Consider the following 18,433-nt stretch of genomic DNA (forward strand, 5'->3'; position numbering starts at 1 on the left):
ACAATTGTTACTACACCCGCAGATGTTACTGTCGCTACAGCAGGATTGCTGCTTGTATAGGTTACAGCTAAACCGGATGACGCTGTTGCTGTTAAGCTAAAGTTTGGATCACCAACTACTTTTGAAGCAAGCGCTCCGAAGGTAATTGTCTGATTTGTTTTAGCAGGAGTCGTTACAACTAGTGTTTGAGTTACCGCAGTAGCTGCATTGTAGTTTGTATTTCCAGCTTGACTTGCAGTGATCACTGTAGAACCAGCACCAATAATAGTTACCACACCTACAGATGTTACCGTTGCAACTGCAGGGTTACTGCTTGTATAGGTAACGGCTAAACCGGATGAGGCAGTTGCTGTTAAACTGAAGTTTGGATCACCAACTACTTTTGAAGCAAGTGCTCCGAATGCAATTGTTTGATTTGCTTTTCCGATCGTTATTGTTTGCGGAACAGAAGTAGATGCATACGTTCCATCACCTGCTTGCGTTGCAGTAATTGTTACTGTACCTGCGCCAACAATGGTTACTACTCCAGTGCTTGACACCGTTGCTACCGATGGATCACTTGTTGTATAAGTAATCGGTAAACCGGATGTAGATGAAGAAGTGAGTGTGAAAGTCGGATCACCATATGTTTTTGTTCCGGTGATTGGATTAAACGTTACGGTCTGCGTTTTCTTTGTTACAGTTAATGTCTGAGCTACAGCAGTCGCTGCATTGTAGGTTGCATTACCCGCCTGATTTGCAGTGATCACTGTAGAACCTGCACCAACGATTGTTACAACACCGGCAGATGTTACTGTTGCGACAGCAGGATTACTGCTTGTATAGGTAACTGCTAAGCCGGATGAAGCCGTTGCTGTTAATGTAAAGTTCGCATCACCAACTACTTTTGCAGCGATTGCTCCGAATGTAATCGTTTGATTTGTCTTAGTAGGAGAGGTAACTACAAATGTTTGTGTTACAGAAGTAGCAGCATTGTAATTTGCATTACCAGCCTGACTTGCCGTAATAACAGTAGAACCAGGTCCAACAATTGTTACTACGCCAGCACTTGTTACTGTCGCAACTGTAGGATCGCTGCTTGTATAAGTTACTGCTAAACCGGATGAAGCAGTTGCCGTTAATGTAAAGTTTGGATCGCCAACTTGTTTAGAAGCAATTACACCAAATGTGATTGTCTGATTTGCTTTAGTAACAACCAGTGTCTGTGTTACTGCTGTTGCTGCATTGTAGTTTGTATTACCAGCCTGACTAGCTGTAATTGAAGTAGAACCAACACCAATGATGGTTACTACACCCGCAGATGTTACTGTTGCTACAGCAGGGTTGCTGCTTGTATAGGTAACTGCTAAGCCTGAAGAAGCTGTTGCTGTTAATGTGAAGTTTGCATCACCATAAACTTTTGCAGCAATGGCACCGAATGTAATTGTTTGATTTGCCTTTCCTACAACAAGAGTTTGTGTTACTGCTGTTGCTGCATTATATGTTGCATTACCTGCCTGACTAGCTGTAATTGTTGTAGAACCAACACCAACAATGGTTACAACACCGGCACTTGTTACGGTTGCTACAGCAGGGTTGCTGCTTGTATAAGTAACTGCAAGACCTGAAGAAGCAGTTGCTGTTAATGTGAAGTTTGCATCACCATAAACTTTTGCAGTAATGGCACCGAATGTAATCGTTTGATTTGCTTTTCCTACAACAAGAGTTTGTGTTACTGCTGTTGCTGCATTGTAGTTTGCATTACCTGCCTGATTTGCAGTAATGGTAGTAGAACCATTGCCTACGATTGTTACCACGCCGGCAGATGTTACGGTTGCCACAGCAGGATTGCTACTTGTGTATGTTACTGCTAAGCCTGAAGAAGCGGTTGCTGTTAATGTGAAGTCCGGATCACCAACTACTTTAGCAGCAATAGCTCCGAATGTGATGGTCTGGTTTGCTTTTCCAACAACCAATGTTTGTGTTACTGCTGTTGCCGCATTGTAATTCGCATTACCTGCCTGATTCGCTGTAATAGTTGTAGAACCTACACCAACGATCGTTACTACACCGGCAGATGTTACAGTTGCAACAGCAGGGTTGCTGCTTGTATAAGTTACAGCTAAAGCTGAAGAAGCTGTAGCAGTTAAACTAAAGTTTGCATCACCATATACTTTAGCTGTGATCGCACCAAACGTAATCGTCTGATTTGCTTTTCCTACAACCAATGTTTGTGGTACAGCAGTTGCTGCATTGTAATTTGTATTACCTGCCTGACTTGCCGTAATTGTAGTAGAACCAACACCAACGATCGTTACTACACCCGCAGATGTTACAGTTGCAACAGCAGGATTACTACTTGTATAGGTTACGGCTAGTGCAGATGAAGCAGTTGCTGTTAAGGTAAAGTTTGCATCACCAACTACTTTTGCAGCGATCGCGCCAAATGTAATTGTTTGATCTGCTTTACCTACAACCAATGTCTGTGTTACTGCAGGTGCTACATCGTATGTTGCATTACCCGCCTGATTTGCTGTAATAGTTGTAGAACCAACACCAACAATAGTTACAACACCTGCACTTGTTACTGTTGCAACTGCAGGATTGCTGCTTGTATACGTTACGGCTAAGCCTGAAGAAGCTGTTGCTGTTAATGTAAAATTAGGATCTCCGTATTTTTTAGCTGCAATCGCACCAAATGTAATTGTTTGAGCTGTTTTAGCTGCTGAACAATTTGCATATGCAGGATCAATGATTGCATAAACAGGTGTTCTTGCACAAGCTGAACCCGCTTGGATTTTTATATCAAAAATACCCGGAAATGAATTAGACATATCATCACGTGTATCGTCTGTAATATCCATTACACCGGCTGCATCCATTGTACTGAAGTTTGCACCTGCGCCAAACCAAACGATTGCGTTTCCTCCATTAGGAGTTAAGGTATAAGCACCGGCAGCAGGGACAGCGATTGCTGTAGCAAAGTTTAATGTATAATACGTATTAAATGGTGAACCACTTTGTGTACCTGTACAAGGAACAGCAGTAGAAGTATAGGTACCAATTTTTGTAGCACCCTGGAACAGATCAAATGTTGCAGTTACGTTGTCACTGGATCCGCAGCTATATACATAAGGCAACACTTTTAATTGAGTAATGCTAAATGCTTTGGCTGCAGTAAAACGAATACCAACATTTCCTCCGTTTGTTCCTCCAGTTAATGGATTACTTGCAGAAGAAGGTCCTGCTGTTACACTTACAGAACTTCCGTCCTGAACATAATAGGTGGTACTAGCTGAAATACTTGGATTGTAACTATTTGCTGTCGTTAATAAAGTGCCTGCTGTAGATGCAGTATACCATTGATATGGACCGCCGCTTCCTGTGATTGTCAATGCAGCAGTACCTGCGGCGCATAATGTATCATGTCCTGCAGTAGGAAGGGAAGAGGTCACTGTAATACTTCCAGAAGTTGACGTACATCCGGAAGCACTCAATGTACCAACGTATGTTCCTGCAGAAGAAACAGTATATGTTTTTGAAGTAGCACCTGTAATAACAACACTATTCTTTTTCCATTGATAGGTATATCCAGTACCTGTAGCTCCAATATCTAATGTTGCCGTAGCAGGATTACACAATACAACAGATGACCCAAGATTAACTGCTGGTAATGTAGCACTAACCACAATATCATCACTTGTTGACCACTTGCCCAATGAATCAAGAACACAGGTATATGTTCCGGCTGTATTTGCAGTATATGTGTTTGCTGTTGTGGAAGCAGCCTGAACGATTGTACCGTTTTTTTGCCATGCAAATGTTTTCTTACCATCTGTAGCAATATTCGATTTCAATACAACACTACCTACACCACATAAAGATATATCTGCACCAAGATTTGGAACCGGATGTTGAGATACTGGAGCCAAAACAGAATTCAAATAGGCTAGCACACCTACTAAACAAGCATTATAATCAATACCGCCTTCTGTGTGCTGATAGTTTACAACATTATCACTGTAAGATGAAGGATTTCTTGTACCTCCAACCATCAAACCGAATTGTTGGTTTTTAGTAGGAATGGTCATTGTTTGTTTAACAGCATCGGAAGGATTGTTGTCTGTTAAATAAACGTTTCTATGATGGGGATATTTAGGAGACTTTGTACCAAAGCCTACAATAAAGGATTGATTGCTTGAGTTCTTACCTAATAAATAATCAATGTTATCATAAATGTATTTATGAGGTGTCCCATCTGTTCCATATGCTTTTTGCCACAAAGCAACAATAAATGCCGTGTTCGCATTGTATCGCGTAGGCCCCCAACCTGTGTTACCGCCATTGAACTGCCCATCACTTTGTACATTTCCTAAATAAAATGAATTTACAATCGTATTCAATACAGTTTTAGCTGCTGCATTTCCTAATAAGAATTGATTGTAAATAGCAATGTCTCCATTGTTTGTATAATCAAAACCATAATTTTTACCCCAGATATCTGAACCTTGTCCCGGAGCAGATGCTATTGTAAATGAAAGTGCTTCTGTTTTATAAGCTGCAGTATTTGTAGCCCAGAACAATTCAGCACACAGAGAAGAGTAATCATCTTTCCAGTTATCATTTGCACCATAAAAACCTCCATCACCTGTACCGGCAACACCTGGATGTGCTTTTGCATAATCGTATGCATATTTAGCATGCACTAAACATAAGTCTGCATAAGTTGCATCATATGGTCTATATAAACGAGACATCAATGCCAATGCAGCACCACAAAAAGATGGCATAGATGCATCACTTGGGTTCTTATAAGCTACTCGCGGTTCACCACCATTTGACACAGATTGTGTCTGCATTTGCACAGAAGTTTCCCATAACATGTGATCCGGGCCACCTTGTCCAACCTGATAATAAAACGTTGTAGAGTTTCGTGTACATTTAATAAAGTAATCTGTAGCATGTTTTACTTCATCCAAAACATCCGGAATACCATTTGGTGCATGTCCTGTTCCTTCAAAATTCCAGCTGTTAGCTGTTTTATATCCTTGATAATCGTATGCATAATAATCGCCATAACCTGTAGGGAAAGCTTCATATCCCTTTAAAAGCATATACGCAGAATAAAACTCGGTTTGACCAAATTTGACGTGATCCCCGCAATCATGCCATCCACCCGATAAATCATAACCGGCATCGCCATCCCCCATAAAAGATTTACCTTTTAATGCAGCACTTACTCCACTTGGTTGGTGATTGTAAAGCAACCAGTTATTGTCTCCGGAACGTTGTCCACCATAAAAACGGGTAGTCATCCAAAGTGCCTTTTTATACTCCGTACTGGTAAAATAAGGAGTTTGCGAGAACAATTGTCCGGAGAAAAGGAATAATGAAATGATAAATAAATTCCTGATTCTAATGCTCATAGGGGATTGAGTAAAGTTGTAATTATATAATACTATCAGATTCTACTTACTTATATACGTAATATGTACAAATAGTAACTTTCTAATATTATATTAAATTTAACTAATTCACACAAAAAAATACATTTAAAAATATGATTTTTTGTACATAAATATGAACAATATCATGTTTTAAAATCAAAAAAACTTACATATTAAAAACCTTTTTGAGGGGCAATTCTATAAAAATTCAAAGAATAATCAAGATGTTGAACTAACCTTACATTAACAGAATAATACAATTGTTATGTTCTATATTTAATCATCAGTAATTAATTGCATTTAACTAAAATGTATGACTTATGGGATATAATAACTTTAAAATTATGCTTGAATACGACAAAAAGATATCAAATATTGAAAAGAAGGTTAAATATTTAGAGTCAATTATCGATAGTATAAAAAATGAAAATCCAGATAGCAATAGTAATTTAAGCCTTGATTATAAAAATAGTTCAGTTTATACCGACTATAATGAGAAAGATTTTGAAGGCATTGCTGTTGATAAAACAAATTTATTTTTAAAAATCATCATAGAAAGTATGCCTTTTCCGGTATTTATTAAAGATGAAAATAGTACATATCAGCTCATAAACGCACTTGAAGCCAAATTATTTGAGAAGCCGGAAGAAGAAATAATTGGCAAAAATGACGAGCATTTCATAGAAGATGAGGACGAATTAACCCTTATTAAAGAAACAGATGATCGAGTATTAAAAACCAAAAGTGCCATTGAACTTCCTTCTCAAAGTTTTTCGTTAGCAAACGGTTCTTCTTATTCATTCAAAACACACAAGATACCCTTCTTCAACCCAATAACCGGACAAACAAATATACTTGGCTTCTCAATGGATGTAACAGATTCTATTCAGCTGAACCACTTGAAAAAGATTGTCCTTTTGTGTAGTAATCCTCTGCTATAACACGACACGAACACGATTAAAGGATTGAAGGAAAGACAGGATTAGTACACGATTAAAAAGATTTCAGGATAGACAGGATTACTTCTCATGTTAAATGAAAAGTATCTCTCTAACAAAAAAAGGTCTCGTTTATGAACGAGACCTTTTTTGTTTTATTTTAATCCTGTATTTCTTGGCATCCTTTAATCGTGTCTATTTTTTTCTTTCAACCCACTTCCTTGCATTCACAAATGCTTCCAGCCAAGGTGTACATTCATCTTTCGCTTTATCAGTCGGGTAGTAGCCGCACTGCCATGGGAAGATCGAACGCTCAAGATGAGGCATCATTGCCAAATGTCTTCCATCATCCGATACAATACCTGCCGCATTTACAGGCGAACCATTTGGATTTGCAGGATAGGTAGAGTGACTGTATTGCAATGCAACATTATATTTCGTTACATCATACGGGAAGTAGAATTTACCTTCACCGTGTGCAACCCAGATTCCAAGCTTAGAGCCTTCAATAGATTTTAATAAAATAGATTTATTTTCTTTTGCTACATCTACATTCAGATAGATGGATTCAAATTTACCTGAACTGTTGTGATGCATCTTCGGTTTTGCATCGTGAGTAGGATTAATTAATCCCAATTCGATCATTAACTGACAACCGTTACAAACCCCTAAAGACAACGTATCCGGACGGGCATAGAAATTATCCAATGCTTTTTTCGCTTTCTCATTATATAAGAATGCTCCAGCCCAACCTTTTGCAGAGCCCAATACATCACTGTTTGAGAAGCCTCCGACGAATACAATAAAGTTTACATCACTCAAATCTTCACGACCAGCAATCAGATCCGTCATGTGAACATCTTTCACATCAAAGCCTGCAAGCCACATAGAATAAGCCATCTCACGATCTCCGTTTACACCTTTCTCTCGAATAATTGCTGCTTTAACACCGCTCTTTGTAGTGCGCGCAGCATCTAATCCGTAAGCACCTAACTTACCGGTAAAGCTATTCGGGAATGTAAATTGAATTTCGTGTTTGCTATAATTTTCAAAACGCTCCTTCGCATAAGCAGGAGTGCTTTGTTTTTCGTCTAATAAATAAGAAGTCTTGTACCATACTGTACGTAAAGCTGCAACATCAAACGTTGTTGTGTTGCCATTCAAACGAACAGAGACAGCAGTACCTGCTTCAACCATACCAATGATGGCAGCGCCAACACCTTTGTTCACCAGTATGTCCTGAACTTTAACTGCATCTTTTACTTGCAGTACCAATGCAGGGTTTTCAGCAAACAAACATTTTATTAAATCTGTTTCACCTAAGAAATCAAGATTAACCTGAGCACCGATGCCATTTTCAGGGAAACACATTTCAAGTAAAGTTGTAATCAAACCACCGCTTGAAACATCATGACCAGCAAGAATCAATTCATCCTGCAACAAACCTTGAACCGCATCAAATGCACGCTCAAAATGATCGGTATCTAAAATATCGGGTGCAGTTGCACCAAGTTTATTTAATACCTGAGCAAACGATGAACCGCCTAATGTTAACGGCATGCTTGTGAGATCTACATAGATCAAACCTGTACCGGTTTCTTTTACAAGATTTGGTGTAACTCCTTTACGAATATCTGTTACTTCACCGGAAGCAGAAATGATCACCGTTCCGGGAGCATACACAACTCCGTCTTTATATTTCTGTGTCATGGATAAAGAATCTTTCCCTGTAGGAATGTTGATTCCAAGATCACATGCAAAGTCGCTTACCGCTTCAACCGCTGCATACAGACGTGCATCTTCACCTTTGTTTTTACATGGCCACATCCAGTTTGCACTCAATGAGATGCCACTCAAACCGCCATCGATCGGAGCAAAAACAATATTTGCCAATGCTTCAGCAATTGCAATCCGTGAACCTGCTTCAGAGTTAATCAAGGCAACAGCAGGAGCGTGGCCCACAGCAGTAGCAACACCAGCAACACCTCTGTAATCAATTGCCATCGCACCAAAATTACTTAAGGGCAATTGTAGTGAACCTACATTTTGCTGCTGTGCAACTTTACCCGTTACCGAACGGTCTACTTTATTTGTCAACCAATCTTTACAAGCAACAGCTTCTAATTGTAAAACAGATTCTAAATATTCGTTTAGCTTAGATTGATCGTATGTAATTTCTTCAAACGTTGTTGTTGGCGTTTCGTCGCGAAGAATGGTCTTCGGCGGATTACCAAACATATCTTCCAGCGGCCAGTCGATTGGCTTCGCACCTGTAACAGATGATTCAAATGTAAAATGATGATCGCCTGTAATGTCACCAACTACATACAACGGTGCACGTTCACGTGCAGCAACGCGTTCAAGGGTAGCGATGTCTTTTTGATTGATCACAAGACCCATACGTTCCTGTGATTCATTGCCGCAAATTTCTTTAGCAGATAGGGTAGGATCGCCAACAGGTAATTTTGCTAAATCAATTTTACCGCCGGTAGCTTCTACCAATTCAGACAAACAGTTTAAGTGTCCGCCCGCACCGTGATCGTGAATGGAAACAATCGGGTTGTTCCCGCTTTCCATCATTGCACGGATTGCATTATATACTCGCTTCTGCATCTCCGGATTTGAACGCTGAATGGCATTCAATTCAATTGCACTGTTCAATGCGCCTGTATCAAGCGAAGACACCGCGCTACCGCCCATACCAATGCGGTAGTTGTCGCCACCCATCACAACAATTTTATCTCCTGTTTTTGGCAAGCCTTTTTTAGCATCTTTTAAAACGCCATATCCAATACCGCCAGCCTGCATGATCACTTTATCAAAACCATAACGCTTGCCGTTCTCTTCGTGTTCGAATGTAAACACCGAACCGTTGATCACCGGCTGACCGAATTTGTTACCAAAATCAGACGCACCATTCGATGCTTTGATCAGAATATCCATCGGTGTTTGGTACAACCAATCACGTTCTTTCATTCCGTTTGTTTCCCATGGTCTGTCTTTTGTTAAACGGGAATACGCAGTCATGTATACCGCAGTACCCGCTAATGGCGCACTACCGATACCACCGGCAATACGGTCACGGATCTCTCCGCCCGAACCGGTTGCAGCACCATTGAATGGTTCAACGGTAGTAGGGAAGTTGTGCGTTTCTGCTTTAAGAGATAAAACAGATTCAACATGCTTGCGTTCAAAATAATCAGGCTTGTCTTGCGTAGCTGGAGCAAACTGTTCCATCACTGGACCTTTGGTGAACGAAACGTTGTCTTTGTATGCGGAAACAATTTTATTCGGATTTGTTTCCGAAGTCTTCTTAATCATTTTGAAAAGAGAAGATTCTTTTTCAACGCCATCAATGATAAAGCGACCGTTAAAAATTTTATGTCTGCAGTGTTCAGAGTTTACTTGAGAGAACCCAAATACTTCTGAATCGGTTAACTTGCGGTTGTGTTTTTTAGCAACTGAATCTAAGTAATCAATTTCTTCCTGACTCAATGCCAAACCTTCTTGTTTGTTGAAGGCAGCGATGTCATCAATATACTTGATTGGCTCAGGTTTAATATGGATATTATAAAGTTCTTGAGTTAAGTTCTGATAAACTACTTCAAGCATTTTATCGTGATGGGCTTCCGCATTTTCAACGGTAGTAAATTCTTCAATACGAAGAATGCCTGCAATACCCATGTTTTGAGTGATCTCAACAGCATTGGTTGCCCAGGGAGTCAACATTTCCTTACGTGGCCCTTTAAAAAATCCTAGAAGAGAAGTATCTGAAAGAACTTCGCCATCAAGCAGCCAGTTTAATTTTTGTTTATCTTCATTTGTGAAAGGATTTTCAGTATGGATGGCATAGATGGTGCCGGTACTTTTTTTCGCGAAAACGATCATGATGTTCAAATGTCAATTGAAGGTACAAAGATACGGTTTCAATGGCTCAAAAAATAGGGAAGGTGGAAAAGATTCCACCTGAGTTTTAAATTAAATAAGCGTTTTTGCTGAAAAATGTTATAATGCTTAACGCTAAAAGCTTAAGGCCTAAAGCTAGGCTGAACTGTTTATTTTATAATGTAATTTTAAAAGGGATTCTCGTTACAGCATATATGCCAATAAGCAAAAGAGTTGTTATTATGAGGCAACCCTTTTCCTCTATAGCCTGTCTCTATACTAGCGATATCAAGGCTTTAATTACATGAAATTGCTCTCACATAACCAAAACCGAAGCATGAGAAATAAACTATAATATTGATTTATAGTAACATATATTCCACATTGAAAATTACACCGTGCTAAATGAAATGAATTACACATTGAGGCGTTCTACTCAAAACTCCAAAACCAACCTATGAAATATATCGCTTTTTTTAATGCGCTTTTTTTGCTTGTATGTATTCCCGCTTTTTCTCAGAGACAATATTCTACCTATCAAAAAGATGGCTATGTAGGGCTGGAATTTGTTGAAACACATACCAAAATCACCCTGCCTGAGTATGAGAAAATAACACCCTGTCATGAAGCGAAAGCTGAAGCCGGCTATTTATATATTGTGCATGGACACTACAGTAGATATGGTAGGTATGTGGATGTACAAACAAGCACCCAATTCTGGAAAGTAGTAAAAAATGGCAAATGCGGTGTTATTAATACAAATGGAAAAGTTATTGTACCTCTTCTATATGACGATGTCAAATATTTAATTGATACAGATTTTGCAGTAATATCTATCAATAATAAAATCGGTGTTATCCATAGGGATGGATCGGTACTTATTGCACCGATATACAATGATATTATGTGTTACAAAAATTCTACCGACGGCTTTATCCTAAAAGCATCTACACAGGAACACTTCTATTTGATTAACGAAACAGGAGTTACGCTGTCAGAATTCCCATCAACTCTTGAAGTAATTAATATAAAAGACAACCGGCTTATTGTTACGAATAAATATTCCCGTCTTAAAGGTTCTTATGATTTATCTGGCAGAGAGATTTTACCTATATTATATGATGAACTTGATATGAATTTCGGGATGTATTCTTTCAAACAGGAAGAGCAGGCAGGCATAATAGACCTTACAGGAAAGCCTCTTTTTTCCCGCACCTGCAATAGAATCTTTCCTGTTAAGGAAAACAGATACATGATTGATGTAAAAAAAGGTGCCTATCAACTAGCAGATGAAAAAGGTACTATACTATGTACAGACACCTTTTCAACGATTGCTTTACATCCTGATTTTATGATCGTACAATCTGCATCAACCAACAAATGTGGTTTGTTAAGTTATACCGGAGAAGTTAGAATACCCATGACGTTTAAATCATTGAGTTTGTGGAACGGAATGCTTGTTGCGAAAAAAGAAACAACATATGGTATTATTACTCCTTCTGAAAAAATACTATTACCATTCAGGTATGATCACATAGGCACTTCTGATGCGTCTTTTATACTAATCAAACAAAAAAGAAAATATGGCTACATGGACAAAAACTTAAAAATGGTTTTACCATGTAAATACGAATATCTAAGAGACATTTATTATATCAATAATGATTTAGGAAATACAGAAGCTGCCCGGATCATATCTGAGAAGGGGGATAAAACAGGTGTCATAGATCTGCATGGAAATGTAAAACAACCATATAAAGTTTCGGAGTTTATTGGTAAGAAAAATGAAAAATACGAATCTGGTTTTCCTATTTCACTGCGTACTGATTACTTTTCCTTTGAAAAAATAATCAATCCCGTTGATAAAATGCATGATTGCATCGTGCTTGATAAAGATATGCAAGAAATTCTACGTTGTTATAGCAGAACTCCACGTGTGTATGACGACTATTTTCTATTTGCATTTACAAATAGAAAATATGGATTAATAGCAGCGGATGGTGTCATAATAATTCCTTTTATATATAACCAGCTATATCCTTTTGGCTATAACCATTTCTATGCACAGAAAGATCGGTATGTAGGTTTATTAAACAGATCCGGCGATACTAGTATTGCTTTCCAATATTCTAGCTTAGGATATTTTTCAGATGCATATATTATTGCTCGTGATACAAACTCTATTGCTAAATACGGACTGATTGATTACACAGGGAAAATAAAAATGCCATTTTTATATCAGTCTCTATATTACGACAAAAGATTCAATACAAATTTACTGGTAGCTAATAAAGATAGCTTGTTTGGATTAATTGATATGAATGAAAATGAAATCATTCCATTTGAATATACATACATTCAACAGATTGATAAAACATTATTTCTTGTTCAAAAAAATGGCAAACAAGGACTTATTACGATTGATAACAAAATTATTATCCCTATTATATATGAAGAATTATCGAGCTTATATAATAATGCTATCAGAGTGAAAAAAGATGGTAAATATGGAATATTGAACGAAAAAAATTATGTTGTTATCCCATTAGAGTACGATGATATTTCTTCACCAACTCTTTCTTCATATAACTATGATAAAATATTTTTGGTGAAGAAAATGGATAAAATAGGAAGTATGGATAATACTGGAAAAATAATTCTGCCCATTGAATTCAGCTCTATAGATATATATGACAACGTATCTGTAGTCAGTAAAAATTCTATCTATTATTTTGCAAATGGATCTGTTGTAAATTACAATGAGCCGTATGAAGAAATCACAATGAATGGAAATATATTTCGTACAAAAAATAATGGTAAACATGGCATCGCAGGCTACAATGGAAGATCTATACTTGATCCCATCTATGATAAGATAGACGATGCATCTGAAGGGTTTGCTGTTGAGAAAGATGGTCAGATAGCTACTTTTAGCAGTTCAGGAAAAACGAACACTCCTTTTATTAACAAGTAAAGCTGCTGTAATAAAATAAAAGCGCTCTGTAATAGAGCGCTTTTTTATACTGACAACTGACCACCGTCTACTGACTACTAATCTTCTCTATCTACCAACAGATACTCCAGATAATAATCCCAAAAAGAACCTTCTGCTAGAGCTTCCGGATCAATCTCAATAAACTGCTTTTTCAGATATTCCCAATCAGCATCTGCAAACACTAAATTTTCGCTTTCTTCTGTAGAATAATTTTCAATAAACTTTTCATACAGATAAATACAGATCGCAAGTTTATCCAATGAACTATTCATAAAGACTGCCTTGAAATCGTTTTCTGTTTCAACATAACAGATGCGGTATCCATTCATCGGGTCAATGCAGATGGGATTGCTTTCGCCTGTTTCACCAATGATAAACCAATCCGACAGATCAGGTCTGTCTTCCAGGTCATACAAGTCATCCGGCGAAGTAAAAGCAGGGAAGGTGGTTATGTTAAAAGTCAGGTAAGGCGCAGCTTCCTTAGGTAAACCAACCATTGAAAGAAACTCCAGTATATCTACAGGTAACGGAATTGTATGTACAGACTCCGGCTTAATTTTTTCTAATTCGATATTTTGTTCGTCCCAGTAGTCGATGTAGTCTTGAATAATCATAGGGCAAAGGTATAAGTTTTAAGTTTTAAGTTCTAAGATATTCTATCATAATTGCTCAACATTAAGTCCGAATGTTTTGATAAACATTTCTTAGAACTTATTACTTAGAACTTAAAACAAAAAAAAGCCTCATCCGATCTGGTCGAATGAGGCTTTTATATCATATGTCAACGTGACTAGTTAAAATACTTCAATCACTGTATACAATCTATCTAAGAACATGAAGGTATCACCTTTTCTCTTATCAACCAATATCTGGAATAGAGGAGCAAGGGTAGACACCGCCTGAAAACTCAAGTCATCTACTTTAATTTCTCCCAAGCCAGTACTGATAAAATAATTCTGAAAGTTTGTAAATACAACCGAACCGAATTTAACTTTATCGTGCTCAACAATATTGATTCTGTTCAACAGACCTAAATTGTTAACGCCTTCATTTGCTTGTCTTGCATACATATCACGTGTTGCATGCATAGATTCTCTAAATGAATCGGATAACTCTTCTGTTACTTTTTCTGCATTCGCACTCGTCAATGCATCTTCCATTGCTTTTTTAGAAATGGAAACTGTATTTTTTTGAATGTCAATACACTTATTTAATAAAGCCTTCTTCAGTTTTATTTTTTCATCGGAAGTCATGGTAATCTGACCAACTCTCTTTGGAGCTGGACCTTCCATCGTCAATTCTTCAGAAGCATATTTCGCTGACAACTTTTTAGCAGCAGGCTTAGCTGTTTTTACCGGTTTGCGGAAAACAACTACTTCCTCGTCATCGTCATCATCGTCATCATTTTTCTTTTTACGTCTCGGTTTTCCGGCAGCAGCAGGTGTTGATACCGGAGCAGTAACCACCGGAGCTTTAGTCTTGGTTTCAACAGCTTTTGCTTTTGGAACTACAACTTTAGGTGCTTCAACTTTTTTAGGCAGTACTTTTTCAGCAACCTTTTTAGCAGCAGGAGCAACTTTTGCCTTTACAGCAGGAGCAGCCTTTTTAGATACCGGAACAACAGCTTTTTTAGCAACTGGCTTTTTAGCAGCCGGTGCTTTAGCTTTTACAGCAGCTTTTTTAGCAACCGGTTTAGAGGTAACTTTCTTAGCAGCTACTGGTTTAGTAGTTTTTTTCGCAACAACTTTCTTGGAAACAACCTTTTTAGCAGGAGCTGCCTTTTTAACAGGCTTTGCCACTACTTTCTTTTTGGAAGCAGCAGGTGCAGCCTTAGCAGGTGCTTTTTTCGGTTTCTCAGCCTTTTTCGCAACTACTTTTTTGGTAGTTGTACTTTTTTTTGAACTACTCGCGTTCTTTTTCGCTACTTTTGCCATCTTTCAATGAAAAAATTACTTTTGTGAATGACTAACCTTCCAAGGTTTTCGGATACTAATTTAAAAGGTTCATTGTCAATTACAAAACTTCCATCTAAATCAATATAGTCGGAATTGCCTGAAATCCACATACCAGAGCGTATTCCAATGGTAGTTTCGACCATACAACCTACCATTGTTTTTAAGCCTAACTCTTTAGATTCCAGCAAAATACGAGCCCCTTCACGATAACCACCGGCCTTCATTAACTTCATGTTTACCCCGTGGAAAAGTTCTTTAATTTCTTTTAAATTTGGGCTAAAAGTTATCGACTCATCTGCAATTATTGGAATTTTGCTGTACTTTTTAAGGTATCTATAGGCATCTTTCTGATCTGAAGCAAAAGGCTGTTCCATAAATTCCAGAGGTAAAGACCTCAAATCTTCCATTTCTTTGATCAATAGATCCGGATCTTCCCAGGCTTCATTCGCATCCACACGAATCGCTTTTTCAAAATAGCGATGTGCTGTTTTGATCAGTTCTTTACTTTCTTCTTTACCGGTTTTAATTTTTAAAGAATCAAAACGTGTTAAATTGTGCGTCTTGATAAACTCCTGAATAGCACCCGGATCCATGATAGGCAAGGTGTAGGAAGTTGCAAGGGGAGTCGTATGAAGATCAAGATTCGTATAACGCTTAAAAAATTGACTGTCAGCATCGCAACGCAAATGTACGTAAGCACTTTCCAATGCAAACCGCAACGACTGGCAAAGTTTTAATGAGTCGAGCAATTCATTATAGGCATTTTCATCCGTTAAGAATCTGGAACTCCATGCATTGGAAAAAGTAATAAATTGAGATTCAATCAATTCAATTGTTTCTTCATAACGAATATTTGGAGCAGCTTCACCTGCATACGTTTTATCAGCATGATGCAGCAACACCAGCAGATTGATCTTTTCAGTGGAAGCATTTCTGGAGATCTTCCAGGTATACTTCAATGGCAATTGTAACCGCTGACATTCCCAATACGTGTTTTGCATATTTTCGAATTTGTGTACTAAAATAGGTATTGTTTCCGTTCCAATAACAACATTTAATAGAATAAATAGCTATTTTTGTTTTTTCCGAAATATGAAAATCCTTTTAAAATTCACTGTCTTTTTGGTCTCCATCAATAGCTTTCTATTGCATGGACAGGATGTGCAGTTTTCTCAATATTACAATGCGCCCTTGTATTCCAATCCTGCATTTGCCGGAACCGGAAACAATACACGATTCGGATTAAATTACCGTACTCAATGGACCAATGTAGCCAAACCCTATAATACCTTTGCAATTTGGGGGGATCATTTGATTGAATCTGCCCGCACCGGCGTAGGACTTTGGATCATGCGTGATGCGCAAGGTCAGGCGCGGACCAACTCAACAGAAATAAATGGGTCTGTTTCTTATTTAGTTCCTTTGGAAAATGGCTGGTCATTCAGACCGGGTCTTCAGATTGGAATGGTAATTCGAGATGGTAATTATACAAATGCACTGTTCGGAGATCAGATCGATAACAACGGAACAACCGGTGCAGGCTCTAACGATCCGATTCTTCAAACCAGCCAATCAAAGACATTTGCAGATATCGGAGCAGGAGGATTGGTCTACAATAAATATTTTTGGTTCGGAGCAGGATTTAACCACATCAATACCCCAAATCAATCCTTTACAAATATTTCCGGATATGATCTGCCCGTGCGGATAAATCTTCAAACAGGATACAAGATCATGCTCAACGGCACTGGAGGTTATAAAAATCATACTTCAGGAAAGAAAGAAATCAGCTTAACTCCAACTTTAAACTTTAAGAGCCAAGGATCAAACAATCAATTGGATATAGGAGTTTATTATACATACAATCCCATCATGATTGGTTTGTGGTATAGAGGAATACCGATATTGCCAAACAATGGAAAACCGAACAACGAAGCACTTATTCCCATGATCGGTTATGTGCAGAAAGGCTGGGCATTTACCTATAGCTACGATTACACCATTTCATCGCTGACTACAAAACAAAGTGGCGGATCACATGAAATTTCATTGATCTATCAATTCAAAGTTCCTTATAAAAAGTCGAGAGCAACTAGCAGAATTATTCCTTGCCCGAACTTCCAGCGCTCATACCAGACTTATTAATTGATACAGGTTTTAGTAATCTACCTGTATTAATATTTTTCAATAATTAAAACAAATCTCCATGCTGAAAATCTCAGTAAATATTTGTTACTTAGAGTATCGGATGGATAACGTAGTACTTTTTTTCAGCAGATTTTAGATTCAATGTAATTCTTAGAATTTCTAATTTGCATGAGGTGAATGGAAAAATTGGCCAGCAGAAAGGAGATTTCATATTTTGTACCTGGAAAAATCCGTTTATTATAATCTGTAATACAACAATTTACAGATTATCAATTCGATTTAAAAGTAAAAAAGTGACTTTTATCATTCATTAAGTTGTATTTTTACTATATTTACTTAAATTAAGTATAGAAATGCAAGATTTTATCAACTCAGTTTTTACAACCGAAATTACTGTTCCTGCTAAAACATTGATAATAGCTGAAGGAGGTTTTACGGATAAGTTATATCTAATCAAAGAAGGTTGTGTAAGAGGTTGGTATCAGGATCTTACAAAGGAAGTTACTACAGCATTATTATTTGAAGAGCAAATTTTTACTTCTGTAGAAAGTTTCATGTTCAATGAACCAAGTATTTTTAATGTAGAAACACTTGAAGAGTGTACGTTTTGCATTGTAACAAAAATCGATTTTGATAAATATTTATCTTCAAACGAACACATTAAGGATATTTTTTATCAAACATTTATCAAACGCGTTCTGATCTACAACAAACGGATTGTAGACTTGCTAAAAATTAAACCCGAAGACAGGTACAAAAATCTGATCTTACAAAATCCCAATATTGTTAACCGAATTCCTCAAAATATCATTGCATCATATTTAGGGATAACAACTGTATCGTTAAGTCGGATTAAAAAAAAGAAGCAAAGTTAATGAAGCAGCCAAGGCGGAAATAAAAAAATAGATTTACATATAATACAATTTTTGATTTGTGTAACACAAGAAGAGAGCACATACTTTTTAACAGTTTTAGATTTCATTTTAACAACAACCATTCAAAATCAAATCAATCATCATACAGCATTATAAAGGGGATTAGTATTCCTTTTATTCAATATCTTATTTAACATAATGTAAATTATAT

At 37.5% G+C, this 18,433-nt stretch carries 9 protein-coding genes; 4 read left to right on the forward strand and 5 right to left on the reverse strand.

The window, feature by feature from the left end; translation table 11 throughout:
- A partial coding sequence (locus tag A3EE_RS20385) for a glycoside hydrolase family 9 protein (RefSeq protein WP_157446979.1) occupies window positions 1-5,405 on the reverse strand: 5,405 nt, incomplete at its 3' end.
- A 341-nt stretch (window positions 5,406-5,746) separates the two neighbouring features.
- On the opposite strand from A3EE_RS20385, the gene A3EE_RS0110795 reads away from it, so the two are divergent.
- Complete coding sequence (locus A3EE_RS0110795; RefSeq protein ID WP_018343459.1) at window positions 5,747-6,367, forward strand: PAS domain-containing protein; 621 nt, start codon at window positions 5,747-5,749, stop codon at window positions 6,365-6,367.
- Between the two features lie 192 nt (window positions 6,368-6,559).
- Here the strand turns inward: A3EE_RS0110795 and purL are convergent, their stop codons facing one another.
- Window positions 6,560-10,252 (reverse strand): phosphoribosylformylglycinamidine synthase, encoded by a 3,693-nt coding sequence (gene purL / locus A3EE_RS0110800; RefSeq protein ID WP_018343460.1) that lies wholly within the window; start codon window positions 10,250-10,252, stop codon window positions 6,560-6,562.
- A 454-nt stretch (window positions 10,253-10,706) separates the two neighbouring features.
- On the opposite strand from purL, the gene A3EE_RS0110805 reads away from it, so the two are divergent.
- On the forward strand, window positions 10,707-13,223 hold the full coding sequence (locus tag A3EE_RS0110805) for a WG repeat-containing protein (RefSeq protein ID WP_018343461.1): 2,517 nt from the start codon (window positions 10,707-10,709) through the stop codon (window positions 13,221-13,223).
- Window positions 13,224-13,300: 77 nt separating this feature from the next.
- On the opposite strand, the gene A3EE_RS0110810 is transcribed toward A3EE_RS0110805, so the two are convergent.
- From A3EE_RS0110810 to A3EE_RS0110820, 3 genes are all read right to left on the reverse strand, one after another.
- Window positions 13,301-13,858 (reverse strand): SUKH-4 family immunity protein, encoded by a 558-nt coding sequence (locus tag A3EE_RS0110810; RefSeq protein WP_018343462.1) that lies wholly within the window; start codon window positions 13,856-13,858, stop codon window positions 13,301-13,303.
- Window positions 13,859-14,038: 180 nt separating this feature from the next.
- Window positions 14,039-15,178 carry a hypothetical protein gene (locus A3EE_RS0110815; protein ID WP_018343463.1) on the reverse strand — a complete coding sequence of 380 codons (1,140 nt, stop codon included), beginning with the start codon at window positions 15,176-15,178 and terminating at the stop codon, window positions 14,039-14,041.
- On the reverse strand, window positions 15,166-16,200 hold the full coding sequence (locus A3EE_RS0110820) for a dipeptide epimerase (RefSeq protein ID WP_018343464.1): 1,035 nt from the start codon (window positions 16,198-16,200) through the stop codon (window positions 15,166-15,168). The genes A3EE_RS0110815 and A3EE_RS0110820 overlap by 13 nt, the downstream gene beginning before the upstream one ends.
- Window positions 16,201-16,291: 91 nt before the next feature.
- Here A3EE_RS0110820 and A3EE_RS0110825 point away from each other — a divergent pair, with 91 nt between their 5' ends.
- Window positions 16,292-17,344 (forward strand): PorP/SprF family type IX secretion system membrane protein, encoded by a 1,053-nt coding sequence (locus A3EE_RS0110825; RefSeq protein ID WP_018343465.1) that lies wholly within the window; start codon window positions 16,292-16,294, stop codon window positions 17,342-17,344.
- Window positions 17,345-17,700: 356 nt separating this feature from the next.
- On the forward strand, window positions 17,701-18,222 hold the full coding sequence (locus A3EE_RS0110830; protein ID WP_018343466.1) for a Crp/Fnr family transcriptional regulator: 522 nt from the start codon (window positions 17,701-17,703) through the stop codon (window positions 18,220-18,222).
- The last annotated feature ends 211 nt before the right edge of the window (window positions 18,223-18,433 follow it).

It is taken from the genome of Cytophaga aurantiaca DSM 3654, from assembly GCF_000379725.1.
Classification (GTDB): Bacteria; Bacteroidota; Bacteroidia; order Cytophagales; family Cytophagaceae; genus Cytophaga; species Cytophaga aurantiaca.

What these genes read in the sequence shown, in the direction of transcription:
- A3EE_RS0110810 (WP_018343462.1), bottom strand. Translation starts at nt 13,858, where the DNA reads ATGATTATTCAAGACTACATCGACTACTGGGACGAACAAAATATCGAA.
- A3EE_RS0110815 (WP_018343463.1), bottom strand. Translation starts at nt 15,178, where the DNA reads ATGGCAAAAGTAGCGAAAAAGAACGCGAGTAGTTCAAAAAAAAGTACA.
- A3EE_RS0110820 (WP_018343464.1), bottom strand. Translation starts at nt 16,200, where the DNA reads ATGCAAAACACGTATTGGGAATGTCAGCGGTTACAATTGCCATTGAAG.
- A3EE_RS0110795 (WP_018343459.1), top strand. Translation starts at nt 5,747, where the DNA reads ATGGGATATAATAACTTTAAAATTATGCTTGAATACGACAAAAAGATA.
- A3EE_RS0110825 (WP_018343465.1), top strand. Translation starts at nt 16,292, where the DNA reads ATGAAAATCCTTTTAAAATTCACTGTCTTTTTGGTCTCCATCAATAGC.
- A3EE_RS0110830 (WP_018343466.1), top strand. Translation starts at nt 17,701, where the DNA reads ATGCAAGATTTTATCAACTCAGTTTTTACAACCGAAATTACTGTTCCT.
- purL (WP_018343460.1), bottom strand. Translation starts at nt 10,252, where the DNA reads ATGATCGTTTTCGCGAAAAAAAGTACCGGCACCATCTATGCCATCCAT.
- A3EE_RS0110805 (WP_018343461.1), top strand. Translation starts at nt 10,707, where the DNA reads ATGAAATATATCGCTTTTTTTAATGCGCTTTTTTTGCTTGTATGTATT.